Annotated in this window: 26 protein-coding genes and 1 pseudogene; 15 read left to right on the plus strand and 12 right to left on the minus strand. The window is 61.5% G+C overall.

Going from position 1 to position 26,991, the window contains the following annotated elements:
* Nucleotides 1-553 precede the first annotated feature (553 nt).
* The 14 genes from ACVIHF_RS09850 to ACVIHF_RS09915 all read left to right on the plus strand — a co-directional run bounded on the left by ACVIHF_RS09850 (nucleotide 554) and on the right by ACVIHF_RS09915 (nucleotide 14,266).
* Complete coding sequence (locus tag ACVIHF_RS09850; protein WP_225646125.1) at nucleotides 554-2,224, plus strand: aromatic/alkene/methane monooxygenase hydroxylase/oxygenase subunit alpha; 1,671 nt, start codon at nucleotides 554-556, stop codon at nucleotides 2,222-2,224.
* A gap of 82 nt (nucleotides 2,225-2,306) precedes the next feature.
* Nucleotides 2,307-3,347: a 2Fe-2S iron-sulfur cluster-binding protein gene (locus tag ACVIHF_RS09855; RefSeq protein ID WP_225646126.1), complete on the plus strand. Its 1,041-nt coding sequence runs from the start codon at nucleotides 2,307-2,309 to the stop codon at nucleotides 3,345-3,347.
* A 59-nt stretch (nucleotides 3,348-3,406) separates the two neighbouring features.
* Nucleotides 3,407-4,477, plus strand: coding sequence for an aromatic/alkene monooxygenase hydroxylase subunit beta (locus tag ACVIHF_RS09860; protein ID WP_225646127.1), 1,071 nt, complete (start codon nucleotides 3,407-3,409; stop codon nucleotides 4,475-4,477).
* A 6-nt stretch (nucleotides 4,478-4,483) separates the two neighbouring features.
* On the plus strand, nucleotides 4,484-4,855 hold the full coding sequence (locus tag ACVIHF_RS09865; RefSeq protein ID WP_028345441.1) for an MmoB/DmpM family protein: 372 nt from the start codon (nucleotides 4,484-4,486) through the stop codon (nucleotides 4,853-4,855).
* Nucleotides 4,856-4,971: 116 nt separating this feature from the next.
* Nucleotides 4,972-5,994 carry an amidohydrolase family protein gene (locus tag ACVIHF_RS09870; RefSeq protein WP_253609241.1) on the plus strand — a complete coding sequence of 341 codons (1,023 nt, stop codon included), beginning with the start codon at nucleotides 4,972-4,974 and terminating at the stop codon, nucleotides 5,992-5,994.
* Nucleotides 5,995-6,000: 6 nt separating this feature from the next.
* The gene (locus ACVIHF_RS09875; protein ID WP_253609240.1) at nucleotides 6,001-6,804 is read left to right on the plus strand and encodes an iron-sulfur cluster assembly protein; all 804 of its coding nucleotides are present in this window, start codon (nucleotides 6,001-6,003) and stop codon (nucleotides 6,802-6,804) included.
* Nucleotides 6,805-6,926: 122 nt separating this feature from the next.
* Nucleotides 6,927-8,558, plus strand: a complete 1,632-nt coding sequence (groEL, locus tag ACVIHF_RS09880; RefSeq protein WP_253610040.1) for a molecular chaperone GroEL — start codon at nucleotides 6,927-6,929, stop codon at nucleotides 8,556-8,558.
* Between the two features lie 110 nt (nucleotides 8,559-8,668).
* Entirely contained in the window at nucleotides 8,669-9,349 is a 681-nt protein-coding gene (locus ACVIHF_RS09885; RefSeq protein WP_225646130.1) for an MIP family channel protein, read from the plus strand.
* A 139-nt stretch (nucleotides 9,350-9,488) separates the two neighbouring features.
* On the plus strand, nucleotides 9,489-9,983 hold the full coding sequence (locus ACVIHF_RS09890) for a hypothetical protein (RefSeq protein ID WP_456780900.1): 495 nt from the start codon (nucleotides 9,489-9,491) through the stop codon (nucleotides 9,981-9,983).
* Nucleotides 9,984-10,104: 121 nt separating this feature from the next.
* Entirely contained in the window at nucleotides 10,105-12,144 is a 2,040-nt protein-coding gene (locus ACVIHF_RS09895; protein ID WP_225646132.1) for a sigma-54-dependent Fis family transcriptional regulator, read from the plus strand.
* A gap of 14 nt (nucleotides 12,145-12,158) precedes the next feature.
* Entirely contained in the window at nucleotides 12,159-12,608 is a 450-nt protein-coding gene (locus ACVIHF_RS09900) for a hypothetical protein (protein ID WP_253609236.1), read from the plus strand.
* Nucleotides 12,605-12,913 (plus strand): hypothetical protein, encoded by a 309-nt coding sequence (locus tag ACVIHF_RS09905; RefSeq protein ID WP_225646134.1) that lies wholly within the window; start codon nucleotides 12,605-12,607, stop codon nucleotides 12,911-12,913. The genes ACVIHF_RS09900 and ACVIHF_RS09905 overlap by 4 nt, the downstream gene beginning before the upstream one ends.
* A gap of 8 nt (nucleotides 12,914-12,921) precedes the next feature.
* Nucleotides 12,922-14,031, plus strand: a complete 1,110-nt coding sequence (locus ACVIHF_RS09910) for a WD40 repeat domain-containing protein (protein ID WP_456780899.1) — start codon at nucleotides 12,922-12,924, stop codon at nucleotides 14,029-14,031.
* A gap of 49 nt (nucleotides 14,032-14,080) precedes the next feature.
* Nucleotides 14,081-14,266, plus strand: a complete 186-nt coding sequence (locus ACVIHF_RS09915; protein WP_028345431.1) for a hypothetical protein — start codon at nucleotides 14,081-14,083, stop codon at nucleotides 14,264-14,266.
* A 512-nt stretch (nucleotides 14,267-14,778) separates the two neighbouring features.
* Here ACVIHF_RS09915 and ACVIHF_RS09920 read toward each other — a convergent pair.
* The 9 genes and pseudogenes from ACVIHF_RS09920 to ACVIHF_RS09960 form a co-directional block, all read right to left on the minus strand.
* Nucleotides 14,779-15,849 (minus strand): threonine aldolase family protein, encoded by a 1,071-nt coding sequence (locus ACVIHF_RS09920; protein WP_456780898.1) that lies wholly within the window; start codon nucleotides 15,847-15,849, stop codon nucleotides 14,779-14,781.
* A gap of 17 nt (nucleotides 15,850-15,866) precedes the next feature.
* Nucleotides 15,867-16,406: an ABC transporter permease gene (locus tag ACVIHF_RS09925; RefSeq protein WP_375167305.1), complete on the minus strand. Its 540-nt coding sequence runs from the start codon at nucleotides 16,404-16,406 to the stop codon at nucleotides 15,867-15,869.
* Nucleotides 16,407-16,736: 330 nt separating this feature from the next.
* Nucleotides 16,737-17,504, minus strand: a pseudogene (locus ACVIHF_RS09930) (ABC transporter permease); the annotation flags it as partial.
* Nucleotides 17,501-18,562 (minus strand): ABC transporter ATP-binding protein, encoded by a 1,062-nt coding sequence (locus ACVIHF_RS09935; RefSeq protein WP_225648224.1) that lies wholly within the window; start codon nucleotides 18,560-18,562, stop codon nucleotides 17,501-17,503. The gene ACVIHF_RS09935 and the pseudogene ACVIHF_RS09930, both read right to left, overlap by 4 nt.
* Nucleotides 18,563-18,566: 4 nt before the next feature.
* A complete protein-coding gene (locus ACVIHF_RS09940) occupies nucleotides 18,567-19,541 on the minus strand; it encodes an extracellular solute-binding protein (protein ID WP_225648225.1) in 975 nt (324 codons plus the stop codon).
* 64 nt (nucleotides 19,542-19,605) lie between these two features.
* On the minus strand, nucleotides 19,606-20,676 hold the full coding sequence (locus ACVIHF_RS09945) for a pyridoxal-phosphate-dependent aminotransferase family protein (RefSeq protein WP_253609231.1): 1,071 nt from the start codon (nucleotides 20,674-20,676) through the stop codon (nucleotides 19,606-19,608).
* A gap of 104 nt (nucleotides 20,677-20,780) precedes the next feature.
* Nucleotides 20,781-21,278, minus strand: coding sequence for a LeuD/DmdB family oxidoreductase small subunit (locus tag ACVIHF_RS09950; RefSeq protein WP_253609230.1), 498 nt, complete (start codon nucleotides 21,276-21,278; stop codon nucleotides 20,781-20,783).
* Entirely contained in the window at nucleotides 21,275-22,537 is a 1,263-nt protein-coding gene (locus ACVIHF_RS09955) for a 3-isopropylmalate dehydratase large subunit (protein WP_253609229.1), read from the minus strand. Before ACVIHF_RS09955 ends, ACVIHF_RS09950 begins: the two co-directional genes overlap by 4 nt.
* 2 nt (nucleotides 22,538-22,539) lie before the next feature.
* Nucleotides 22,540-23,220 (minus strand): RraA family protein, encoded by a 681-nt coding sequence (locus tag ACVIHF_RS09960; protein ID WP_225648229.1) that lies wholly within the window; start codon nucleotides 23,218-23,220, stop codon nucleotides 22,540-22,542.
* A gap of 91 nt (nucleotides 23,221-23,311) precedes the next feature.
* Here ACVIHF_RS09960 and ACVIHF_RS09965 point away from each other — a divergent pair, with 91 nt between their 5' ends.
* On the plus strand, nucleotides 23,312-24,046 hold the full coding sequence (locus ACVIHF_RS09965; RefSeq protein WP_225648230.1) for an IclR family transcriptional regulator: 735 nt from the start codon (nucleotides 23,312-23,314) through the stop codon (nucleotides 24,044-24,046).
* Nucleotides 24,047-24,729: 683 nt separating this feature from the next.
* On the opposite strand, the gene ACVIHF_RS09970 is transcribed toward ACVIHF_RS09965, so the two are convergent.
* From ACVIHF_RS09970 to ACVIHF_RS09980, 3 genes are all read right to left on the minus strand, one after another.
* The gene (locus ACVIHF_RS09970) at nucleotides 24,730-24,969 is read right to left on the minus strand and encodes a hypothetical protein (RefSeq protein WP_456791986.1); all 240 of its coding nucleotides are present in this window, start codon (nucleotides 24,967-24,969) and stop codon (nucleotides 24,730-24,732) included.
* Nucleotides 24,957-25,505 (minus strand): M48 family metalloprotease, encoded by a 549-nt coding sequence (locus ACVIHF_RS09975; RefSeq protein ID WP_456780897.1) that lies wholly within the window; start codon nucleotides 25,503-25,505, stop codon nucleotides 24,957-24,959. Before ACVIHF_RS09975 ends, ACVIHF_RS09970 begins: the two co-directional genes overlap by 13 nt.
* 255 nt (nucleotides 25,506-25,760) lie before the next feature.
* Complete coding sequence (locus tag ACVIHF_RS09980; RefSeq protein WP_456794078.1) at nucleotides 25,761-26,963, minus strand: ABC transporter substrate-binding protein; 1,203 nt, start codon at nucleotides 26,961-26,963, stop codon at nucleotides 25,761-25,763.
* Nucleotides 26,964-26,991 lie beyond the last annotated feature (28 nt).

Consider the following 26,991-nt stretch of genomic DNA (forward strand, 5'->3'; position numbering starts at 1 on the left):
GTGCGGTCGCTGCGGCTTCCGACGAAGCCACTTCGCTTTTGCGGTGCAAAAATTTCTGCGCACGCCGATGCTTTTGCATTGTCGAGATTCTCATTCTGCAATTTCCGTCGCAATCTGCATCTCCTTCACCCGCAAGCCGGGCGGATGTGACGGCTCCGTCCACTCAATATCAGCATCAGCGCCTCTGAAAGCGCGCTGGCCAGTGCTTCCAACGCGCTGGCACGCCCATTGCAAAGCTCCTGCTCACAACAATGCCGACTGCTCCGTCCGGGGCGAGCCGCGACAAGAACGAGGGAAGGGGACGCTTGGCTGAGGGCGCATGATGTGCGGGATGAAGCATTGCGATCGAAGGACCGTGGTTCGGAAGATCGCTCCTGATCATCGTTGCGGTGCACCACAGTCGTTCCCGAAACCCTTGCCGATATCAAGCGTCCGGCCGTGCAAACGGTCGCGAGGTGGCCCGTAACGCGCGGGTAAGCACTGCCCGGTCCTCGAAGGCTCAGGCAGGCGGAATATCGATGTGGTTTCTGACCCGATCAGGAGGAAAGACGAGATGTCTGGAACTTTAACACTCAACAAGATCACCGCTCAGCGCGGCATATCCGTCGGTGATGCTGCAAAGAAGATTGCAGATCTCGGATGGAACCCTTCCTACGTCCAGGAAGCGATGACTTTTCCCACGGACTACAAGATTGCGAAGGCGCCAAAGGATCCGATGAAGCAGGTCCTCCGCTCCTATTTTCCGATGCAGGAGGAGAAGGACAACCGCGTCTACGGTGCGCTCGACGCTGCGCTGCGCGGCGACATGTTCCGCAACGTCGAGCCACGTTGGGTCGAGTGGATGAAGCTGTTCCTGGCGATCATTCCGTTCCCGGAAATCTCCGCAGCGCGATCCATGGCCATGGTTGGTCGCCTTGCTCCGGGTGAAGATCTTCGCACCGGCTTCACGATGCAGATGGTCGACGAGTTCCGTCACTCGACGATCCAGATGAATCTCAAGAAGTGGTACATGGAGAATTACATCGATCCGGCCGGCTTCGACATCACAGAGGAAGCGTTCGGAAAGTGCTACGCCACCACGATCGGCAGGCAGTTCGGTGAGGGCTTCATCACTGGGGACGCAATCACCTCCGCGAACGTGTATCTGACCGTGGTCGCCGAAACCGCGTTCACCAACACGTTGTTCGTCGCCATGCCGTCGGAAGCCGCACGCAACGGTGACTATGCGTTGCCGACGGTGTTCCTGTCAGTTCAGTCGGATGAGAGCCGGCACATCGGCAACGGCCACTCGATGCTGATGTCGATGCTGAAGGAGCCGGAGAACCATCTGCTGCTGGAGCGCGACATGCGCTATGCGTTCTGGCAGAACCACGCCATCGTCGACGCGGCGATCGGAACCTTCATCGAATACGGCACCACGAACCGCGACAAGGCCAAGGAGTCCTATGCGGAGATGTGGCACCGCTGGATCTTCGAGGACTATTATCGCACGTACATGCTGCCGCTCGAGAAGTATGGCATCAAGATCCATCATGACGACGTTCAGACTGCCTGGAAGCGGCTGACCGAGAAGCATTACGTCCACAAGGTCGCGCAGTTCTTCGCGGTCGGTTGGTCGGCCAACTTCTGGCGCATCGAGGCCCAGACCGACAAGGACTTCGAGTGGTTCGAGCACAAGTATCCTGGCTGGTATGCGCAGTTCGGCGACTTCTGGAAATGGTACGAGAAGCTGTCGCACCGCGGACAGACCAACATCCTCTTCAACAGCGATGTCGGTTACGTCTATCCGCATCGTTGCTGGTCGTGCCTGGTGCCCTGCCTGATCCGCGAGGACATGGTCACGGGCGAGATCGACGGCAAGCTTTACACGTTCGCCCATGAGCTCGATCGGTGGACGGCCGTCGAAGCCTTCGCCGGCGAGTACCAGGGGCGTCCGACCCCGGCGATGGGACGGTTCAGCGGCCGTCGCGAATGGGAAAGCGTCTACCACAACGTGGATATCGCCGATGCCATCAAGGATCTCGGCTTCGTGCGCACGGACGGCAAGACCCTGGTCGCCCAGCCGCACCTGCGCTTCGACGAGAAGGAAATGTGGACGCTCGACGACGTCCGCGGCCACATCCTGAAGAGCCCGCTGCTCACGCTGCGGGAGATGAGCCCGGCCGACCGGGAGAAGCACCTCGCCGAGTACCGCAAGGGATTCACCATCAATCCCTGCAACTAACCGAGACGGAAGGAGCCGGCTCCGGCCGGCTCTTCCCGATCGATCTCCGGAAGATACGCAAGCCTTGGTTTGAGGAGGCCCTATGGGCACGCCCGCTAATGTCGTTCGCCTGCAGCCGGTAGGCATAGAATTCGAGGTCGAGGAGAACGAGACCGTTCTTGACGCCGCATTCCGCCAGGGCATCGCACTGCCTCATGGTTGCAAGGAGGGGCAGTGCTCGGCGTGCAAATGCGTTCTCACCGGAGGCGAAGTAGAACTCAAGAAGTATTCGACGTTCGCCCTCAACGAGATGGAGCGAGGCCAGGACTACATCCTGCTGTGCCGGACCTTGGCCTATTCGGATCTCGAGGTGGAGCTCCTCAACTATGACGAGGAGGTGCTGTCGAAATCGATCCCGGTCAGGGACTTCACGGGCACAGTCACGAGCGTCTCCGCACTGACCCATGACATCCGGCTTCTCGAGATTTCGCTCGAGCAACCTCTGAAGTTCTGGGCTGGTCAATATGTCGACATCACGCTCTCGGGGGCAGAGACGATTACGCGCTCGTTTTCCATGGCAAATTCGCCGATCGAGGGCGAAAAGCTCGCCTTCATCATCAAGAAGTACCCGAACGGACGCTTCTCTTCCCGGCTCGACGGAGACCTCGCCGTCGGAACCGCGGTCGGACTCCGCGGACCCTACGGGACCTGCTTCCGGCGAGAAAACAGAACCGGAGCCATAGTCCTGGTCGGCGGCGGATCGGGAATGTCGCCGCTATGGTCGATTCTGCATGATCACATCGCGTCTGGCGAAGAACGCCCGGTACACTTCTTCTACGGAGCACGGACGCGCAACGATCTTTTCTATCTCGATCGCTTCGCGGAGCTCGCCGCCAGGCATCCGGAGTTCCACTTCGTTCCGGTGCTCTCCCATGCGGCCGATGACACGGCCTGGGATGGAGCAAAGGGCTTCGTGCACGAAGCTGTCGGAGCGCATCTTCGCAGCGCGGGATATGGCGAAGACGTCGACGTGTATGCCTGTGGACCGTCGCCGATGATCGAGGCGCTGGTGCCAGTGCTGCAGATGAACGACGTCGAGTCGGATCGCATCTTCTTCGACAAGTTCACACCAGCCAACAACTGAGAGTTCCGACTAGCGAGCGTGCCTTTTGTAGAGCCCACCAAGGGAGGAGGAAGACGACCATGACTGCCGTTCAAAGTGTTCTAGCGAAATCCGGTGCAGCAGGAGCTGCGGTATTTCCGGATTCGGACAGCCGCAAGTACCGGTATTTCGAGCCACGCAGCAAGCGGGCGACGCACTATGAGGACGTGACCGTAGACGTTCAGCCCGATCCTGAGCGCTATTTGCTGCAGGACTGGATCATCTCGTTTCCCAACGGGAAGGGGGCCTACACCAAGGACAACACGGCCGCGTTGAGCTCGAATTGGCACGCCTTCCGTGCGCCCGACCAGGAGTGGGAGCGCACCCACTACCAGCGCCAGTCCAAGATCGAGACGATGGTCCAATCGGTGATCGCCAACGGCCGCAAGTCCGGCGCGCCGAAGGGGTTCGACAAGGCCTGGGTCAAGATCCTGCAAAACCATCTCGGCGCGTGGAAACATGCCGAGTTCGGGCTCGGCACGTCGCTGATGCAGGCTCAGCGCTACGGTTATACCCAGATGATCAACAACGCGACCCTGACGAACTCGTCCTACAAGCTTCGTCTGGCCCAGGACATTACGCTCTATCTCGCCGAGATCGGAATGGACATTCCGGGCTTCGACGACGCCGCAGGCAAGCGGGCGTGGTTGGAGGACAAAGGCTGGCAGGGCACCCGCGAAGCGATCGAGTCGATCATGGGGTCGGCCGACTATCTCGAACAGTACTTCGCCACCAACATCGTGTTCGAGCCGCTGGTCGGCGAGCTGTTCCGCAGCGGCTTCCTGATGCAGGTCGGCTCGCCGAACGGCGATTTCATCACGCCGACGGTGATTTCGGCGGCCGAGGCCGACTATGAGCGCAATCTCGCCAACACGATCGATCTGATGCATCTGCTGGTGAGCGACAATCAGTATGCCGCGCACAACAAGAAGTTGTTTCAGGGCTGGGTGAACAAGCACGTGGCGCTGGCAAGCAAGGCGGCCGCCGGACTGCAGCCGATCTGGTCGCAGCCACATTCGAAGCCGGTGCAGTACGCCGACGTCCGCGCGCAGTCGGTCGAGCGCATCAAGAAGATTCTCGGCGAGCTCGGTCTCGTCCTTCCCAAGGAGTAGACTGCAATGTCCGTTGCTTCAAGAAGTGCGACTAACCAGAACATCTTCCAGAAGATGGGAGATCTTCGTTTCGAACAGACGATTTCCCATCAGTGCGGCGTCACTATGAACGACAGCGTCGAGGCGCGCGCCATCGCTGAATTCATGGGCAAGAAGCCGAACGTGACCGTGACTTACCAGCCGGCCCTGATCCGCATCGACGGCGAGGGCAAGCTGATCTTCAAGATGGACGAGATCAGCGACATCCTCGGAAAGGACATGACGGCCGAGATATTCGAAGTGAATACCTCGACCCATTACGGCCGGATGGTGCGCATCGACGACAATACGGTGACGCTGTTCGGGAACATGGACGAGGTCTTCGAATACATCGAGTGAAGCTCACTCACTGGGGGCCGCATCCTCAAAGGTGTGGCCCGCCGCTTCCAAGGTGTTCGCGCAGCTACGACGCGTGGATTGATCGAACAGAGCTAATCAAATTCCTGGAGACCATCATGTTCATAACTCCCACGGGCGAGGAAGTCTTCGTCATCGACGGTCACACCCACTTTTGGGACGGCAGTCCGGCGAACCAGCTCAACATTCACGGCAAGCAGTTCATTGATTGCTTCTATGCCTACCACAGCTCGCTCAGTCCAAAGGACAAGCTATGGCCCAAAGAGCAGTTCGAGAAGTACAGCGCAGAGCAGATGTACCGCGATCTGTTCGTCGACGGTCCGGACGACATGGCCATCGTGCAGTCGACCTACCTCACGGAATTCTACAAGAATGGATTCAACACCATCGACCGCAACGCCGAAATGGCGAAGAAGTACAAGGACCGCTTCATCGTCAACGGCGCATTTGATCCGCGCGACGGCGAGCGGGCGCTGGAATATATTCACTACATGAAAGAAACGTTCGGCATCAAGGGCGTCAAGCTCTACACCGCCGAGTGGAAGGGCGAGTCGCGGGGCTGGAAGCTCACCGATCCGAACGCCTATCGTTGCTTCGAGCTCTGCCAGAAGCTCGGTATCACGAACATCCACGTCCACAAGGGGCCGACCATCATCCCGCTGGACAAGGATGCATTCGATGTTCACGACGTCGATCATGCGGCGACCGACTTCCAGGGCTTGAATTTCATCATCGAGCATTGCGGGTTGCCCAGACTGGACGATTTCTGCTGGATCGCCGTGCAGGAGACCAACGTCTATGGCGGCCTTGCGGTCGCGCTTCCGTTCATTCACGGACGTCCCCGGTATTTCGCGGAAGTGATCAGCGAATTGCTGTTTTGGGTCGGCGAGGACAAGATTCTGTTCGGCAGCGACTATGCCATCTGGACGCCCCGCTGGCTGGTCGAGAAGTTCTGGAACTTCGAGCTGCCGGAGGATCTAAAGCAGGAGCACGGTGTCGATCTGACGCCGCAGGCCAAGAAGAAGATCCTCGGTCTCAACGCTGCGCGGCTTTATGGCGTGGACGTCGAGGCGCAGAAGGCGAAGCTTGCCAAAGGTACCTACGCGACCGCGGCGGGGTGACATCACATGAACGCGCCGTTCTTGAAGCATGACCGAAGGACCAGCGAGGTGTGGCAGCGCCTCGCGTTGGTCACAGACCCCGAACTCGACGAGTCGGTGACCGATCTCGGATTCGTCGAGCATGTCACCGTCGACGACGATGGTGATGTCGATATCGTCTTTCGGTTGCCGACATATTGGTGTTCGGCGAACTTCGCATTCCTCATGGCCGACGACATGCGCCGGGCGGTGTCGTCGCTGTCGTGGGTTCGCGAGGCGCGGCCGCAGCTTCGGGACCATATGGTCGCGGAGCAGATCAACCTTGGTGTCCGCGAAGGGAGGTCGTTTGCCGATGCACTCAAGGAGTTTGCGCCTGGAGGCTCGCTTGACGAATTGCGGGATAAGTTCCGCCGCAAGGCGTTCGAGCGGCGCCAGGAGGTCATGATACTGGCCTTGCGGGGGCTGGGCTATGAGGATCCGGAGATCTGCCGGATGAGTCTGCGTAGCTTTGACGAGGTCGAGTTCGCTTCGCCGGATGTTGCGCGCCAGAAGCCCCGCTATCGCGAGCTTCTGATTGAAGCAGGCCTGGCCTGCCTCCCGGAGGATCGCACGTTTGTCACCTACGAGGGGGCCCCCATCAAACGGCACGAACTGGCGTCTTATCTGCAGCGGCTGCGGGGAGTGCGCATCAATATGGAGTTCAACAGTTCATTGTGCAGAGGCCTGCTTGCTGTCCGCGATCGCGGACTCAGCGACGGCAATCCTGGACGGACGCCGTCACCGTGCGGAGGCTGTGGCAGCCGCTGTGCTGCTTCATCGGGCAGCCCCTGACCTTAGAGGAGCTAGAAGCGTGGGAGTGCGTTTTGCGCGCTGCCCGGAAGCGCCAAGAACCGGAGCGGTCAGCAAGTCCGCCCAATCAGACAACAAGATCCGACCGCTTGGGAGCGAAGCCAATGCCGAAAGTATTACTACATCATACCGAAGCCCGCCGTGCTCTCGCGCGCGGGGTCCAGAAGCTTGCAGCGGCGGTCGAATCGACCCTCGGTCCCAAGGGCATGAACGCGATGGTCGACAGGCCGATCGGCACGCCCATCGTCTCGCGCGATGGCGTCACCATTGCCTCTGAAATCGAACTGCCTGATCGCTTCGAGAACATGGGTGCGCAGGTGGTGCGCGAGGTCTCGATGCAGACCAACGAGGTCGCCGGCGACGGCACGACCACCGCCATGGTGCTTGCAAATGGCCTCATCCAGGGAGGCGTTGCAGCACTGGAGCGGGGCGCCAAGGCCGTCGATCTCTGCAAAGGGATCGACCGGGCCGTCGAGGTCGTTGTCGATGCTTTGAAGAGCTCGGCAATCGTCGTATCGGACCGCAAGACGCTGGAGGCGGTGGCCACGATTGCGTCGACCGACGCCCATCTGGGCGGTCTGATTGCGGAGGCGGTCCAGCGCGTCGGCAAGGATGGCATCATCAGTTCCGACTACGGGTTGACGACCAGCACGACGCTCGAAGTCGTCGAGGGCATGTCGTTCGATCGCGGTTACATCTCCCACCACATGGTGACGGATGTCGAAAAGATGGAGGTGGTGCTCGATCAGCCGTACATCCTCCTGACCGACTTGAAGATCAAAACGCCGGCCGAGCTGGTGGCGGTGCGTGCGACCGTTGCCGCGACCGGGCGGCCGCTCGTCATCGTCGCCGAGGAGATTGCGCCGGAAGTGGTCGTCACGCTGCTCGGCGATGACAATCGCGGCAAGATCCTGGTGGTCAATCCGCCTGATTATGGTCATTGGCGCAAGGCAATGATGGACGATCTCGCCATCATCACCGGCGGACGGGTCATCGCGCGCGAGCTTGGCGGCAGACTGGAAGAAACCGGCCTGACCGATCTCGGGACCGCACGGCAGGTGCGGGCCAGCGCGCGGGAAACGGTGATCATTCGCGGTGGCGGCGACGATGCGGCGATTGCGGCGCGGCGTCAGCAGGTGGCCAAGCAGCACGATCTGGCACCGCCTAACATCGAACAGGACAAGCTCAAGGAGCGGCTGGCGAAGCTGTCGGGCGGGACCGCCGTGATCCTTGCAGGCGGCGTCACTCCCGTCGAGCAGAAGCGGACGATCCAGTTGATCGACGATGCGCTCAGCGCGGCCCGCGCCGCGGTCGAGGAGGGCATCGTGCCCGGTGGCGGCACGGCGTTGGCGCAGTGCGCGCCGGTGGTGACGCGCACACTCGGCAACATCAATGGCGATCTGGGTGAGGGCATCAAGCTGGTGCGCGAAACCCTGTCGCGTCCCGCCGCTTTCATTGCCCGGAACGCAGGCCATGATGCGGAGACGGTCATAGCCGATCTGCAGAGTTCCCGGGCAGGGGTCGGGTTCGATGCCGCCAACGGCGTATTCATCGACATGGTGTCGGCTGGCATCATCGACCCCGTCCGGGTGACCTATACGGCACTTCGAAACGCCGCTTCCGTCGCCACGCTCGTGCTGACCACCAACACCCTGATTGCCGATGTGCCGGAGTACATCGATCCGACACAAGGGCCGGCATTGGGCGGCGGAGCGGAGAAGCTTGGCCGCGCATGAGGCACGTGCACGCGGTCCGCGTTCCACCGCACCGTCTCAGGAGACGATGCGGGCCGCGACCAGGGGGACAGAGGCCTCGATATCGAATCCATCACCAGGGAGGGGGAGCTATGCAGAAGTATGTTGCGGAATTTATCGGTACGTTCGCGCTGGTGTTCTTTGGCTGTGCGACCGTGATCTTCATGCGAGCTGAGGTCGGCTTGCTGGGCGTCGCGTTCGCATTCGGCCTGACCGTGGTCGCAATGGCCTATTCGATCGGACATATCTCCGGTGCTCATCTCAATCCGGCCGTCAGCCTCGGGATGCTCGTCGCCGGGCGGATGTCGCCGCGGGATTTCTCCGGCTATATCGTTGCGCAATTCGTCGGAGGAATCGCGGCTGCAGCCGTGCTGTACCTCATCGCCGAAGGCAAGGTCGGAGGCTACGATGTCGCGGCGAACGGCTTTGGCCAGAATGGCTGGGGCCAGTACGGTGTTTTATCCGCGTTTGTGTTCGAAGCGTCGGCAACCTTCCTGTTTCTGACGGTGATCCTTGGTGCGACGCAAAACGGAGCGGCGTCTGCCTATGCCGGGTTGGTGATCGGTCTGACGTTGGTCGCGATCCATCTTGCCGGCATTGCCGTGTCGGGCTCATCGGTCAATCCGGCGCGCTCGCTGGGGCCTGCATTGTTTGCTGGCTCCGATGCGCTGTCACAGGTGTGGCTCTATTTTGTAGCGCCGTGCCTGGGGGCCGCACTGTCCGGTTACGTCTTCAAGGCGGGGGTGACGCGCCAGATGGTGGCGACGGCGTGACGTTCGCGATCGCATGACTGATTGCACCGTGACAACGATCCGGAACGGGTTACAATCTTGAAAGTCCCGGCATGAGCCGAAGGAGGCAGTGTAACAAGCCTCCAGGCTCATCCGATCAGCCGGGCGGGAGGAAAGGGACATGGTCTACATCATCTCCAAGCGCGACGGTCCGCACCGGGAAGAGGTGGCGGCCAAGGACTTCCTTCAGAAGAACCGCACCACGATCAACGCGCTCGCCAATCATCTGACACTCGGGCGTTGGCAGCAGCTGCGCAATCCGACGCCTCCTCCGCAACCGCAGCCATCGGGCAAACTCTGGTCCACGCCGCCGGCCCGTCCAAAGGAGGCCGAGCCCTATGTGCGGATCAGCCATAACGGTCGCGTCGTGATCGCCGATCTTGCATCGGGACGGCAGCTCGATTTTGTCGGCGAATTGCGCGGCAACGGCCAATCGCGATACTTCGCTCTGGCGACACGCGAGAACGGGATCTTCGAGCCGCTAGACGACGAATTGTACAGGGTCCTGGCCGACCTTGAGGGAGTGAGTGTGCCCGACGAGACGTCGGAAGCCCACCTTGAACAGGTCATCTCAGGTCGCCTCGGCCTGGACGCGATCTCCAGAAGCGTCGAATGATCTGCGTGAGCGGAGCCTGTAGGGAAAGTGATCCCGATGGGCTCCGGCTCAGTTTGTGTTTGCCGATCGGGTTGCTGTTTGCCAACGGACGTATGGTGCTCCAATGCTGACGGAAACGCTCATGGCCAAGCCGCCGTTTTCCCTGGAAGGCTACAAAGCTTCGGACGCGGAGCAGGGGCGGCCATACGATGAGGGCGAAACCAACAAGGCATGGGAAAATTTCCTGACCTTCGGAGACCTGAGGCGCGAAAACGCTCCGGTGCGCGGTCTCATCGAGGAGTCATGGCAACGCAGTGTCAAGTCCGGGGTCGATGCTCGTGGCAAGGGCAGTAATCTCCTCGCCTCGCCGGATGATCTCTATGAGCTGCGTTTGAAGAACGATGACCTGCTTGGTTCGAGCGCCGAGACTTTCCGCCGCATTGCCGAGGTGCTTGGTGACGCCGCAACGATGGTCGTCATCACCGACAGGAACGGCGTCGTGCTGGAGGTCGGGGGCGATCGGCGGACCATTGATGCAGGGCACGATATTCGCCTGGAAGCCGGCGCGGCCTGGGCCGAAGCGGTCACCGGCACCAATGGCATTGGCACAGCGCTGGTCACGGGAAAGCCGGTTCATGTCCATGCGGCCGAGCATTTCTCGGAGGGCATCAAGGCATGGACTTGTGTCGGTAGCCCCATTCGCAGTCCGATAGACCGCAGCATCATCGGCATCGTAGACTTTTCCGGACCTCAGGCAATCTTTCATCGGCACAATGTGGCCCTGGCGGTGGTCGCGGCCCATCACATCGAACTGGCGCTCTCGGAAAAGGTCCGCATCGAGAGAATACGGCTTCTCGAGGCGAGCATTTCCCGAATGCCGGGAATGAATAGTGCTGACGGGGTTGTCATTCTCGACCGGTTCGGCCGGGTCATTCACCACAACGACATGGCATCCGTCCGCTGGCACCGGATTGCGCAGTCGCATGACTTGAGTATCGGGCAGCAGCTTCTCCCAAGTGACGAGGGCTTTTTGGCGAGAGACCTCGCCAAAGGGCTGCCCGAGGAACTGCGCGAGCAGCGGATCGAGCCGTTGGTGGTCGACGGCGTGGTGAAGGGCGCGATGCTTGTGCTCGCGGCGAAGCCACGCGCCAGGCTTGCCCGATCCCAGATGTCGCCAGCAGCCCACACCGCACTTGTCTCGGCCAAGGAAGCGATTGTTGGATGCAGTGACGCGCTGGTGCAAACGATCGAGAAGATTGAGCGGGCGGCGCTTGGACGAACGGCAATCCTGCTCGAGGGTGAGACGGGCGTCGGCAAGGAACTCTTCGCCCGTCTGGTTCACGCCGCCAGCCAAAATACGGGCAAGGAGCCATTCATTGCCTTCAATTGCGGTGCGGTCTCCAAGGAGCTTCTCGGCGGCGAATTGTTCGGGCATGCGCCGGGCGCTTATACCGGCGCGACGCGCGAGGGCAGGCCCGGACGGTTTGAGTTTGCCAATGGCGGCGTGCTCAGCCTTGACGAGATCGGCGAGATGCCGATGGACTTGCAGCCTTACCTGCTCCGTGTGCTGGAGGAGCGCGCGGTGTACAGGCTTGGTGACAGCAAGGCGCGACCTGTGGACGTCCGGCTCGTAGCGTCGACCAATCGGAATCTGAAGCAGGAAGTGGCGGAGGGGCGTTTTCGCAAGGACCTGTACTTCCGGATCGGTGTCGTCAAGTTCACCATACCGCCACTTCGTGAGCGTTTGGGTGATGTCGATATCCTGATCGATCATTTCAACAGGCAGTTTGCGGAGACCTACAGCACCCAACCGCTACATTTCGAGGCAACGACGATGGAGTTGCTGCGGCGCTATAGCTGGCCGGGGAATGTTCGCGAACTGCGCAATCTGGTCGAGAACCTCGTGCTGATGACGATCACCGGCATCGTCGCTCCCCGGGATTTGCCGGAGGATTTCGTGGAAATGGCGTCGGCTCAGCCCTCCTCGGTGTCCGTGCAGGCGGGGCAGAGCTCGACGGGATCAGGAGGCGATGAGATTGCGCGTTTCGACGAAGTGGAACGCCGTACCATCGAGAGGGCGGTCGCGAATGCAGGTGGTAACATTGCCGCCGCTGCCGAGAAGCTCGGGCTTTCGCGCGCGACGCTGTATCGAAAATTGCACCAATACCGTTCCCGGACCTGAAGGCGGGATGAGGCATGGCGGCTGTCTGGAAAGAGCAGAGCGGCGGCGAGGGGGCGACCAACGCTGTGGCAATCGCATCGCAGATCCTTGCACGCGCAGACCGCGATGTCACTTTCGTGGTGCAACTGCTTGGCGAAAGCCAGAATCTGCTGGTTAGGCATTTCATCGTGTTCATCGAGGTCGAACTCGCAAAGCGCGATATCAGTTACGGTGCGCATCCGCTATTGCGTCCCTTCGTCGAAACGCATGCACGCGAGCTTTCGGAATTCGTCTTGAAGGGAATCGGCTTACGGCACCAGTTCGGCCTTCAGGTCATCGAGACGATGGCCGGCGATCCGGCGCGGTTGCTAAGGGTCGATCTGTGGGACTCGCTGCAATCTCACATCAATGACGCGCAGCAACACTTTGTATCTGGTGTCGGAGGCCTGCAGCGGATCCTGACTCAGATCGAGGCGGACTCATGAGTGACGATCCTCCGATCCTGATCGAAGTGCTGAAGGAACGATTGGCTGTCGTTCAGGAGATATCGGCCGCTCAATCGCGCAATCTTCTGAACTTCCAGCTTGGCGGTGGTGCGGAATTCGAGATTCAGGAGATTGAGCGTGAGATTGCCACGACAGGCGCCTCGCATGCGCTCGCCCAGGCGCTTGAGGAAGCACGGGCGCGCCTGAAAAGCGCAACCGCCGGCATGGCAGCATGCGACACTCAATGCGCCGTACTGGAACGACGCCTTGACGATCTTGACAGGCGGATTGCCGCCGGCAGGTGAGACGTTCGATGGACACGATGGAAGCAGAGACTGCAACGCTTTATGATTTGCTCGGGCGGCACTGGACGGTGCGGGCGCCCGTCACCAGTACGGCCTTCGCTGGAGACGCAGTCGCATTTGCGCTCACCGATGGCGCGCTGGCAATCGCTCCGTTGACCGATATCGAGCGGCCGCAGGATCGCTGTCGTATCGCGCTGGACGGAGGCCGCGCCACAATCTCGCCGCGGCGGAAACCGGTGCCCCCATTGACGAAGGTCGTCATTAGCGACGCACCGCTTCATCTCGCCTCGATCGGGTCGTCGGGCTTTGTCGCAAATGAGCGCAGCCGGCTGCTCGGCGTGTCGCCATCCGGCGTCACGCATCTGATCGCGGACCATGGGTCCGCAATCGATCTCGTCGCCCCGGTGCAGGCCGGGGGCATTCTGGCCGCTTCCGGTGGATCGGTCATATTTTACGATCCCAATGGCGAAGTCGGCTGGCTCCAGGAGCGCGCGGGCAGGAATGCATCGGCACTGGCTGTATCAAGTGATGGTCGGCGCTTTGCGATGGGAGTCGACGATTGCGTGCTTGTTCGTGCCTTCGGGGCACGACCAGAGCCGGTGGCCTCATTCGAGCTCGGCCCAATTTCCAATTTGGCGTGGAGTCCCGATGGAAGCTGGTTGGCCGCGTCTATCGTGGGGACTGGCGTCGTCTTGGTCCGCCTTGCCGATGCCCGGATCGTTCGGATTTCCAGTTATCCTGGGAACAATTCATCCCTGGCGTGGAGCACGGACTCCCGCGTTCTTGTCACGAGCGGAGCTTATCGAATAATCGCGTGGGACATTTCCAGCCTGAGCGACGACAGCGAACGGCCGGCCAGCCTTTCGACAGGCCATGCCCGACCCGTGCTCGTGGATGCAATAGATATAAACCCCGAGGGTCAGCTGATTGCAGCAGGGTACCGGGACGGCATGGTGGTTGTCGCCAAGATGGGGGAATCGGACGAACTGGTCGTCAAGCCACCTGGCGGGGGCGCGGTCCACGCACTTCGGTGGTCGGCCGATGGCCAGCATCTTGCATTCGGCTCGGATAACGGGGAGGCGGCGATCATTACGTTTCCTTCCCACATTTTCAAATAGCGGGTCCGCGCCAGAGCGAAAGTCTTCCGCTGTCATTAGGAGGGGTACCATGACGTCTACTCGATCGCTAAATGAAGCCGACAGCAAAGATCAGTACTTCAAGGAGCTGGCCGAGCTTTCCGAGCGGATGATCGCCGCGCATGGCAAGGAGTTCTCTATGGGCGCTCTCGTGCTGGCGGCAAGGTTCATCGCAGAAAACAAACCTTTCGAGCGAAGTGCGGCAACGACGAGCTGAGCGAAGCCAACGATTGATAGCCGTTGTTGCGGATATTGCGCTAAGCCGGACAAGAACGAACTGTGTGTGTCGATCAGCGAAGCCGTGATGGTAAGCGGTGCCCGCCCGTTGATTTTCTGCAATTTGGGGCGACCTGCCGCAATTTGGCTGGAGCTTGCGCAAACCAGCCCATGATGGATGGAGCGAGAGTTCAAGTCTTGAAAAAAGATAGCAGGCCGCGTGTGCACCGGGAGATCAAGAAAAATCTATCGTCGTCAAGTCTTGAGGGCCTCCTTGAATTGACGTGTGACGGCTGCAAAGCGGTGATGGGTAGAGAGAGGTCGAGCCGCTGGCTCGCGCATTGTGGCGAAGACGCTAGTGTTCCTCACGGCATTCGGCCGTTCGGGAGAAGCTGAACCAACTACAGTCGACGATAGAGTTAATGTGGGGTTTGGGTCGCTCCCTGTTCGCATGGGCTGCACTTTGTCCGCCACACTGCTCTTCTATGTTCATCAACAGGGGGCGCGCAGGCGTCACAAGTCAGCTGATGTTGGTCCCGTGACCGCGTGACGGACGAGGGCAATGACCTCATCGGCTTCCTGCTCGGTGCTGTCAAAGCGGGCGACGAACCGGATCACCTCGTCGCCTCGTCGCGCGAATTGCAGCCCGTTCGCCGTGAGCCGGTCGATGGCTAGTGCGGGCAGCTTGGCGAAAATCAAATTGGCTTCCACCGGAGCGACGAGCCGAACGTCAGGCAGTGCGGCGAGTCCTGCTCCAAGGTAGGCAGCCACGGAATTGGCCTTTGCCGCGAGTCGTAGAAAAAGGCGATCCTCGACATAAGCGAGCAGCTGTGCGGACGCATAACGCATCTTCGACGCGGTCTGTCCGGCGCGGCGAAGCCGATAGGACAGGGGTTCAACAAGGTCGTGGTCGAAGACCACGATCGCATCCGCTGACATCGCCCCGTTCTTGGTTGCTCCAAACGACAGGATGTCGACGCCCGCTCGCCAGGTCATATCGGCCGGGCTGCAGCCGAGCCGCGCCAAGCCGTTGGCGAACCGGGCGCCGTCCATGTGCAGCGATAGATTCTTGTCACGGGCGATTTCGCCGATCGCGGCGATCTCGGCGAGAGGGTAGACCGTCCCATATTCGCTGGCCTGAGTGATCGACACCGCATCGGGCTGGGCGCGATTGCGGACTCCCCAAGCCGCCCCGGTAACCACCTCGCGCAGGATTGGTGGCTCGATCCGAAAATGCCGGCCGGGCAACGTGAGAAGCTTTGCGCCACCTGTAAAGGCTTCGGTCGCGCCGCCTTCCGCCGTGTCGATATGTGCTTCCTTGTGACAATAGATCGCGCCGTAGGGCCGCACGCAGGCTGCGAGCGCCAAAGCATTGGCTGCCGTGCCGGTCGAGACTGGGAACACCGCGACCTCGGTCTCGAACAGCGTCGAGAAGCGCTGATTCAGCAATTTCGAATAATCGTCGTCGCCATAAGCGGCGGCTGAGCCACGATTAGCCTCCTCGATCGCTCGCAGTATCTCAGGGCTGACCGGCGCGACGTTGTCGCTGCGAAAATTCGGGAGCGCTTTGGTTGCTTCGTTCATGCCGTCCTCGGCCGCCGTCAGATCACGGTCGTTTCGTGTTTGCTTATGCGCCAGTTGATCAGGAGCAACGGGATTGCGGTGACCAGGATGAGCACCGCGGCTGCGGCGGCTGCGAGTCCCGCGCCAGTGCCCTCGATGGCATGGTACATCACGACGGTTGTGGTGACCCAGCCGCTCGCATAGAGCACGATAGTTGCGCTCAACTCGGAGGCTGCGGTGATCCAGACCAGCACCAGCCCGCCGACAAGGCCCCTCGCCATCAGCGGCACCGTCAGAGTCGCGAAGGTTTTGCTCGGCGAGACCCCGAGATTGATTGAGGCTTCCTCGAGCGAGGGATCGAGTTGATGCACGATCGCTGAGGACGACCGGATCGCGAAGGGCAATTTGCGGACGACGTAGGCGATGACCAGGATCAGCCAGCCGCCGGTCAAGATCAAAGGGCCGCTGTTGAACGCGATGATAAGTCCGATCGCCAGGATCGTACCGGAAACCGCAAACGGCACCATGCCGACGAAATCGAGCAATCCTGACAAGCGCGAGCGGTGCCGGGCCACCACGTAGCCGATCGGAGCGCCGATCAGCATAGTGGCGATGGCCGCAATGCTGGCGAGTATCAGCGTGTTGAGCAGCGGCCGATAGGAGCCCGACAACAAGGTCGCGTAATTGCCCAATCCGAACTCCCAGGTCAGCACGGGGCCACGGAAGCGCAGGACGGAGATCATCAACACGGCTGCAAAAGGCAGCAGCGAGGCAATCACAATGCCCCAACTCACGACCGTAGCCACCAGCCGCGGTCCCGGTGTCAGCGGCAGCTTCGCGGCCGCACTGCGGGCATTGGTTGAGAAGCGGCGCTTGCCGAGATAGTGCCGTTGAACGACAAGCGCGAGCGCCGTGCAGGCGATCAGGAGCACGCTGAGCGCACCCGCAGCAGCCGGATTGGCGTCAGATTCGCCGGCGAACAGCTTGAAGATGTCGACGGCCAGGAACGGGCGGTCCTCAGCCAGCACCGCTGGCACGCCGAAATTCTCCAGCGCCTCAATGAACACCAAAATTCCGCCGGCAAGTATCGCCGGCATCACGATCGGCAGCAGCACGGTGCGGATCACATAGGACCGTGAACCGCCGAGATTGCGGGCTGCCTCCTCCATCGAAGCATCGACGGCCTGGAAGCCGGCCATCACGGGCATGACGACGTAGGGATAGAGAGTCAACGTGAACACGATGACGATGCCGGGTAGGCCATAGATCGAGCCGATCGGGATGCCGAGTCCGCGCAAGGCGCTAGTGATGACGCCGGCATGACCGAACAGCAGCACGAGCGCATAGGCGCTGACGAAGGAGGGCAGGACCAGCGGCAGGGAGGCAAGCGTTAGCAGCAGTGCGCGGCCCGGTATGTCGATCCGGGCAAGACAGAAGGCGAGCGGGATGCCGATCGCGCATGTGAAGGCCGTCGCGAGCGCGGCGCAGAGCAGACTATTGCCGATGCCGCCAAGGTAGTATCGGCTCTTCACAATCGCCGCAAAATTCCCAAGCGTCAGCCCGCCTGTGCCGTCGATCCGTATGCTCGCATCCAGAACGAGAGCCAGCGGGTAGAGCAGAAAGACCGCGAGCAGCACCAGCGCCGCCAGCGCCACGATGGTGGCAAAGCGTTTCATGGCGCCGGATACGCCGTGATCTGGGCAGGATCGTAGGCAAGGGTGAGCGGCGCGCCGGGCAAGACATCAAGTACCTGGCCGCCGAGCGCTGTGATCCGTAGCTGGGTGCCGTCCGGCAAGGTTGCGTGGAGACGCTGCATCGGGCCCAGAAATTCGCGTAGCGCCAGACGTGCCTGGACGAGCGGACCCTCGGAACTGCTTCCCAGCCGCAGGGCCTCCGGCCTGACCGACAGCAACACCGGTGCGCCCGGTGACGCAACCTCGCCTCTGACCGAGAACTCCGTTCCGGCCGCCGCGACAGGGGTGTTGCGGCCATCGAAAGCGCCGGCGATGCCCGGCACCACATTGGTCGAACCGAGGAACTCGGCGACGAACGCAGTCTGCGGCATCCGATAGATGCGTTCGGGCGTGTCCACTTGCTCGATCTTGCCGCGACGCAAGACGGCGATGCGGTCGGAGATGGCGAGCGCCTCCTCCTGATCGTGCGTCACGTAGATCGCAGTGAGGCCGAGCGCCTGCTGGAGCTGTCGGACCTCGATTCGCATTTCGGTGCGCAGTTGCGCGTCGAGATTGGAGAGAGGCTCGTCGAACAGGAGCACGGCGGGTTCGATCACGAGCGCGCGGGCGATCGCCACGCGTTGAAGCTGGCCACCGGAGAGCTGGTGTGGCGAGCGTGGACCGTAACCTGCTAGGCGCACCCGCTCGAGCGCTTTGTCGACACGCGATGCGATCTCGGCAGCCGGGACCTTCCTGGCCTTCAGCCCGTAGGCCACGTTTTCGGCGACGGTGTGGTTCGGGAAGATCGCGTAGTTCTGAAACACCATGCCGGTGTTGCGGCGATGCGCGGGCACGGCATCGATGCGCCGGTCGTCGAAGGAAATGGATCCGGATTCGACATCCACGAAGCCGGCGATCATGCGCAGCAGCGTCGTCTTCCCGCAGCCCGAAGGCCCGAGCAGCGTGAACAGCTCGCCGTGCCTGATGTCGAGCGAAATGTCGTCCACGGCCCGCACCGCGCCGAAGGTGCGGGTCAGACTTTCAATCCGAATCCTGGTCATGGGATCAGCGCGTGTTCTGGATCGTGGTCTTCAGACGCGCGAGGGTGTCGCGCCGGGCCGCTTCCCATTTGGCGTCGTCATAAGGCAGCACCTTGATCGCCCGGAAGGGCAGCATCCCGGGTGCGACTGCCTCGAGCTCGATATCTTGACGGGCAGGGCGCCGGAAAGTCGCTTTCAGCAACATCTCCTGAACTTCTTTGCTGGCCAGGTAGTCGACCAGCCGCTTGGCGGGCCCGGGGTTCGGTCCGCCTTTCAGGATGGCCGCGCCCTCGACGCCCGCATATGTGCCCTCGGCCGGATAGGTGACGCTCACTGGCGCGCCATTATGGGCCCACAAGAAGCCGGCATATTCGAGGGTGATGCCAAGTGGATATTCGCCGCTACCGATCCCGTCGAACACCTGGGTCGAGCGGTTGAGCACCTTCGCATTGGCAAGCAACCCGTCCATCCTCGTCCAGGCCGCGTCATCCGCACCCCACAGCGACAGAAGTGTGGTCGCGGCCGCATATGAGAATCCCGAATTGGCCGGGTCGGTGAAAGCGAGCTTGCCCTTCCATTTCGGATCGAGGAGGTCGGCCCAGGATTTGGGCCCGCTGGTCTTGTCGATCGCCTTGGTATTCTGCCCGATCACAACGACCTGGATGTTGGTGCCCAGCCAAAGGTCGTTTGGATCGCGGAATTGGGCGGGCACGACTTCGCGGCCCGTGGCCGGGTAAGCCTGAAGATGTGGACTCGCCAGCCGCAGCAGCGTCGCATTGACACCCCAGATTACGTCACCCTGCGGATTGGCGGACTCAGAGGCGACACGGCGTACAAGGACACCCGATCCGGTCGAAACCACGTCGACTTTGATCCCCGTCGCCTTGGCGAAGCCTTCGGCGACAAGCTTGTTCACGGTGTCGTCGTTGGCCGAATAGAGCACGACGCTCTGCTGGGCCGCGGCCAGCCCGGCCGCGAACAGCGATACCGCGAGGGCCACGACTCTGGCGAGGACGGAGGCAGGACATCTCATCATAGTTCGCCTTTATCGGTTCAATCGTCGCTCATGTGGTGGCAGCGAGGTACACGGTGGCCGCCTTGAGCCCGGCGCCCGGCTCAATCGGCAAGCCGAGCTTCGTGAGTGAGTCTTCAAGATGCAGAAGGTCGGTCAGAATGGTCCCCGTGCTCAAAGCACCCATCGTGCCAAACCGGATGACACGGCCAGAGAGACGGTTGCGGGCGCCTGCGATCACCGTGCGGTGATCCTGGTAGAGCTGCCGGACGATGGCTCCGCCTTCGAGCCCGTCTGGGACCTTGAAGACCACGACCGTGCTCGAGCGCGGCCCATCGCGGCAAAAATCTGCTAGTCCGAGCGCCGCGCCGCCGGCGCGCAGCGCGGCTGAGAGCTTCTTGTGGCGCTCGAGCACATTGGCGAAGCCTTCCTCATGCATCATCGTCAAGGCCTCTCGCAGACCGTAGATGAGGCTCACCGGCGCCGTGAATGCGGTCTCGTTCTGCTCTGCGGATTTCAGCGCGCGACGGAAATCCCAATAGAAGGTCGATCGCTGCTTGTCCTGCCCGATCACGCGCCACGCCTTGGCGCTCACGCTGGCAAGTGCGAGGCCGGGCGGGCACATCAAGGCTTTTTGCGAGGCTGAGACCACGATATCGACGCCCCATTCGTCCTGCCGCATCTCGATGCCGCCAAGACCGCTGACAGAATCTGCGATCAGCAGCGTTGGCCGGTTGCGCACGAGCGCGCCGAGCGCTGCGAGATCGGCCACGATCCCGGTTGAGCTCTCATTGTGCACGGCGACGACGGCGCAATAGGTGTGCTCGCGCAACCGGGTCTCCACCGCGGCGATATCGATCGCCTGGCCCCATTCGATCGCGACCGTGTCGACCGTGATGTTCATGGCCTTCGCGATGGCGGTGAAACGCTCGCCGAACTGACCATGCTCGATCACAAGGATCCGGCTGCCGGGTCCGGCTACGTTGACGAGCGCGGCCTCCATAACGCCTGTTCCGGAACTCGCAAAGAACAGGACATGGTTTGTCGTCCCCAGGATCGGACGGATCATCTTCTCCGCCTCGCCGATCGCGGTCCGGCATTCGTGACCGCGATGGTTGACCATTATCCGGGCCAATGCATGCCGCACCCGCTCGGGCACCTCAGTTGGACCGGGAAGCCGAAGACGGTAACCTGTCGAGGCGATGGCGGAGGAAGTCTCTGTGGCCGTCATAGCTTGAAGTCACCGTTCTGACGCATGTAGGGAACCAGGCCGCCCGCGCGCAGGATCGCCAGCATGATCGGTGGCAGAGGATCCGGGCTGAGCATCTCGCTACTACGTTCGTTGCGGATCGCGCCGCTGCCGTCGTAGATCAGGATGTCGCCCTCACTAATCCCGCCGGTATCGCAGACGAGCGGCAGCAGGCCGTTGTTGATGGCGTTGCGGTAGTAGGTCCGCGAGAATCCTCGAGCCAGCACTGCCGGAATGCCGGCGCCGAGCACTGTCGTGACGGCGACCTCCATGGCCGAACCGCAACCGAAATTCTTGCCCGCCACCAGGATGTCTCCGGGCTGTACAGAAGCTGCGAAGGCAGGATCGACATGTTCGAACAGGAATTGCTTCAGAATGGCGGGATCGAGGCTCTCCCGCTTGCGGCTCGAGCTGATGATCGAGTCGGTGTTGACGTCGTCGCCAACCAGTCGCGCGCGTCCCCGCAGAGCTGTCATCGCGACTCCTCGCGGGGATCAGTCACCACGCCGCGTGTTGCCGTGGCTGCGCAGGCAGCCGGGGAGGCGAGGTAAATCGATGCCTTGGCGTTCCCCATGCGGCCCTTGAAGTTGCGGTTGGCCGTCGAGATCACCGAAACCCCGTCTGCCGGGATCACTCCGCAGGTTCCGCAGCAGGAGCCGCAACCCGGCTCGACCACCGTCGCGCCGAAGCCGACCAGGGCGTCGAGCGTGCCGTCGGCCGCCATAGCGTCGCGGACCTCGCGCGATGCCGGCGTGACCACGAGCTGCACGCCGGGCGCAACGCCTCCACCCGCCTCGAGCACGGCGCGGGCCTGATGGAAATCGCGTAGCCTGCCGCCCGTGCAGGTGCCGAGATAGACCATCTGCACCGGCGTACCGGCCACATCCTCGAGTGGCACGACCTGATCCACCAGATGCGGCAACGCGATCTGCGGCGGGAGTGCGTCGAGCGCGATCTCCACGGTCCGGGTGTAGCGGGCATCCGGATCCGGTGCGATCGGTTCGAAGGCTTGGCCGGTGCGACCTTCCAGATACGCGACGGTCTCTTCATCGGCCGGGAAGATGCCGGTCTTCGCCCCCATCTCGACCGCAAGATTGCTCAGGACGAGGCGGTCCTCCAGCGTGAGCGTGGCGAGGCCGGGCCCCGCGAATTCGAGCGCCTGATAGGCCGCACCGTCGGCGCCGAGTCGGCCCGCGAGCGCCAGCGCGACATCCTTCGCATAGACGCCGCTCGGCAGTTCTCCGGTCAGAACGACGCGGATCGAGTCAGGGACGCGCAACCACATCCGGCCGCACAGCATGATTGCGGCAAGGTCGGACGAGCCGATCCCGGTCGCAAAACAATTCAGCGCCCCGTATGTCACGGCGTGGCTGTCGGCTCCAACGACCAAGCTGCCCGGCAGCGCGCGGCCGGTCTCGACGATGAGCTGGTGGCCGATTCCTTCGCCGGCCTCGTGCAGTGTGACGCCGAAGCGTTTGGCGAAGTCTCGCATCACGCGATGCAGTTCGATCGTTTGCGGGCTCGCGGGCGGCACGTAATGGTCGAGCGCAAAGACCAATCGCGCGGAATCGTGCACGTTCTTCCCGCCCATCGCCTTGAAATAATCGAGCGCCATCGGGACTGAACCGTCGGTACCGAGCGCGCAATCGACCTCGCAGACCACGAGGTCCCCGGCCTGCGCATCCTGCCCGGATTTTCGAGCAAGTATCTTCTCGGAGATCGTACGCCCGGCCATCGTTAGACCTCTGGCATCTCGCAGCCGAGACGGCGGAGCGAGGCGTCGACCCAGCTACGATCGAGCGTACCGGCTTCGATCGCCGCCATTTGCTTGGTCTCGGCAGCCCCCTTGGCTTCGGCGGCCTCGATCACCGCTCGGCAATCGTCGACGGCAACTGCGAGGACGCCGTCGTCGTCGCCCAACACCAAATCGCCGGGCAGTATGACCATGCCACCGATCGCGATCGGCCCGTTGATCTCGCCCGGACCGTCCTTGTATGGACCGCGATGGGTGACACCCGCTGCGAATACGGGCAGCGGGTTCGCCCGGATCGCAGCGGCATCGCGGATCGCGCCATGGATGACGACGCCGGCGACGCCGCGCCTGGCCGCCTGCGCGAGCATCATCTCTCCGAAGATTGCGTTGCTAAGGTCGCCAGCCGCATCGACCACGATGACGTCGCCGGCAACTGCCATGTCGAGCGCCTTGTGAACCATCAGATTGTCGCCGGGGCGGGTCTTCACGGTCAGAGCGGGACCAGCCATGCCACCGGCCGCATGCATGGGCCGGAGCGTCGCGCCGCCCGAGGCCATGCGTGACATCACATCACTAATATTGGCGACCGGAAGGGCGCGAGCCCGCTTGATCCATTCGTCCGCGACAGCGCGCTTGCGGGAGTGGATCCTGAACCCTACGGCCATACCGAACCCCATTGAAAATGGAACGCCGTTACGCATAGTGTAATGGTGATACGCCGAGGTCAACCCGGAATCGGCGGAACAGGGGATTTCGATGCCGAAAACGCAGGGGGTCGCCGCCGTGCAGCGCGCACTGGCGATCTTGGATACGTTCGCTGGAGCCGGCTCGCGCAGCCTGGCCGACATCGCCAAGATCACGGGTTTGGCAAAACCAACGGTGATGCGTTCGCTGGTATCATTGGACGAAGCCGGCTACGTCGTCCGCCTCAGCGACGGCCGCTACGCACTCGGTGCGAAGACTTTCCAGCTCGGTACCACCTATCGGGCCAATTTCAATCTCGAACAGCATGTGCTGCCGGTGCTTCAGCGGCTAAGCCAGCAGACGTTGGAGAGCAGCGCGTTTCACGTGCGCGAACGTGACAGCCGGCTCTGCCTATTTCGGGTGGATTCGCCGCAACTAGTACGCGACGTCGCACGGCTCACAAATCTCGCGCCGCTTGATTTGACCTCGACAGGACAAGTGCTGAGGATGGCCCGTTGGGCGGACCGGGTAGATGACGGCGTGCACATCTTTGTCAGCTCCGGAATTTACGACGCCGTGACGGCCTCTCTCTCCACCGCTGTCTTCGGCCACGACAGAGCACTGGTGGGGGCCATGACGGTCAGCGGCCCCGTCGAACGCATACGTCGCGCCGATCTCGGGGCGTTGGCGGCCCGGCTCACCGACGCCTCGCATCAGCTGTCGCTTGTGCTCGGCGCGCCACTGCCCCGGGAGGTCGGCGCGCCGCGCATCATCAGCTTACCATCGGCGGAAACCGGCTCTCCCTGAACCTCCTCCAATTTGAGCTGTTTGGCGGAAGCTTGCCCGAGCTGGGTGGTGATGGATTGGAGCGAGAGCTCAAGGGTTTCAATTGGTTAGAGAGCTGCGTGTGCACACGGTGGTGCACCGAGAGATGCAGAAAAAATCCATCAAGAGCACGTTCTTGCCGGTCTGAAGCCGCTCAGTGCGAATCGCGCGTACCCGTGCCAACGTGGGCTCATCGAGGCCCGTTTCGACAGCAAATGGCTTGGTCACCTCGTGAGTCTGAAGGCGCGCAAAGAGCGCCTGAAGGGCAGGCTCGGCACTCAATTCGCATCCTTTTCCCTGACAGAGGGAAATTCCCCACCGCTCTTTATGGGTCTCCTGGTTGATCATCTTTTTTCGGCCTTCCGCCCCCAGCAGCGGCCGGGATCGGTGGCGTGACCAAAATAACTTTGTAGTACTTCGCGCCGTCAGGGTCCGTCTCCTCAGCTTGCAGCACAAACTGATCCGCTGCTCCCTTTACTGACGTTCCGTCTATGGCATCGAACTCAATTCGGTCGTAACGGCCGCCGGTGCTAGAAGCTCCGGTCAAGCCTGTGTAGATCGCATCGCAGACAGCTACATGATTTGCAGCCGTTAAGGCGTCAAGCCCACTAATATTCGCCTTGTCGATGAACCAAGTCCATCTTGATATCGCGTTCGGCGCGGCCTTATCCTTGTTCTTGACTGGAAGAAAGCATTTGTTGTCGGGCCTGCGGGCGTGCCCGTGCTTTATTGTTGGTGAGCCACAACAGGTCCTTATCTGTCTTGAAATACTCTTGGATCAACTGATTCTTGGGATCAACCATCGGATGTTGTGTACGAATGTCGTTAAGTCGGCTGCCACAAAATTCGTGATTGAAATGCTGGATGAGCATGCGTGTTCCGACAGTTCTGATCAGCGCTCCCATTTGCTCTCTCCAATGCCAGCAGACGAACTCTGCTGAATGCTAGAATAGAATTGAAGAACTCGTTCGTTCACCTCTTTATCGTCGCTATTTGCTCCGCATTGACATTGACGTTGCACCACGGCGATCTCGCAGGCACCTCGCAAGGTTAATCTTTTTGCTCTGCTACCAAACAGGCTAGGCATGCCTGAAACTGCAGCCCAATGGTCCGCTTGCGCTTCGCTAGTCATCCAGGTCATGGCCGGGTCGTAGGGCGCTCCCCCAAGATGGTGTCCCGTCTCATGTGCCAAGGCGAGCGCCAATCCGGCGCGCGTAATAGCAGGCTGCCGCACGAAACCGCCATAGAGATAGACGTTGCGCTGCTCTCCCAGTCGCCAAGCCTGCGCGTTTATTAGTGGCGAGTCCCAGATCAAGGTGTATGTGATCTGCGGAAATTTCCTTGCAAAACGGACGACGAGTTCTTCGGTCAAACGCTTGCGCCGCGCGTCTGCTTTGCGCGCGGCCTGTTGGACTTCAATGGGCCAATCCAAAAAGCACATACTGAAAAACTTCCGGCACAATAAAAACATTCTCCTCAAAGCTAGCGACAGAAGCAATCGCTAAGTTGAGGGAGCAGATGATGCGCCCCAACGTTGAGGTAGGATGGGCAAGAGGCAATCATGGCAGTAGTTATTGCGTCTAGCCCGTTGGGTTTGATCGGAAATCGGGTTTTACGGCGCGGGGCGGCTAGGCCAATTTATTGGGCTTTGCCGCGGCGAGAGCCTTGATGGCTCTCGCCCGCAGTCTGGTCTGGTCTAGTCGGCCGATAGAGGGGCGCCGGTCAAGGACCAGCTTGCTCCGTCAAATGTCGCAATCCGCAGAGCTCTGAAGGGTGTGTAGTCTCCGGGCCGGGTACTGATCGCGACGCCAGGGAGCATCATCGGCAATCGTTCGCCATTCAGCGAGGTAGCCTGCTTCATGAGGTTCTCGCGGGTCAGGTCGTCGCCGCATTTGCGCAGAGCCAGCTCCACAGCGTGCACGTTCATATAGGCCACGAGCACGGAATAGTCGTCCGGATTGGCTGAAGGTGCGTACGCCTTCAGGAACTCCTTGTAGGCCTTGACTTCATCATCATTTGCCCAGGCTGGATCGCCCGGTTGCTTGAGGAATTGCGTTGTGACCAGTCCTTTCGATGCTTCGAGGCCTGCGGGCTTCAGGATAGTTTCGACCGACGCGGTCGAGCCGCCGATCACGTGCAGGGGCTTCCAGCCGAGCTCGTAAACCTTGCGGATCGATTGCGCGGCGGCCTTCGACGACGACTGCTCGATCAGGGTGTCGACGCCGGCGGCCTTCAGCTGCACGATCTGCGAGTCGATCGTCGGATCGGCGAGCTCGTAGGAGGCCTGGGCGACGATCAGCTCGGCCTTCGGACCGAGGCCGGCGCGGAGGCCCTTCAGGTAGTCCTTGCCATAGTCGTCATTCTGATAAAGCACGCCGATTCTGGCGTCCGGCTTTACGGTGAGGATGTATTTGGCGACGACGCGGCCTTCGGTTTCGAAGTCGGGATAGAGCGGGATCGTCCAGGGAAAGGCCTTGGGATCGTTGAAGCGGCGTCCGCCGGCGGTGATGAACAGCTGCGGCACCTGCTTGGCGTTCAGGTATTTCTGGATCGCGACGTTGGGCGCGGTGCCGATCGTGCCGACCTCGGCCAATATGCCGACGTCCTCGATCAGCTTGCGCGATTGTTCGACCGCCTTCGGCGCGCTGTAGGCATTGTCGAGCTGCGTGAAGTTGATCTTGCGGCCGTTGATGCCGCCTTTGGCATTCAGCATCTCGAAGTAGCCGACCACCGCCCGCCCGGCGCCCGCGCCGAACGCGGATGCGGGACCACTCAGCGGCGTCGATTGGCCGAGCTTGATCTCGGTATCGCTGGCACCGGGACCGTAGGCTTTCTGAGCATAGGCAGGTACCGCCAGCAGTGCTGACACCGCGCCGGCTATCAGCGCCCGGTTGATGATGTGGTTCAAGTTCGTTCCTCCCTGCAAT

This window comes from Bradyrhizobium sp. USDA 4506 (genome assembly GCF_054058795.1).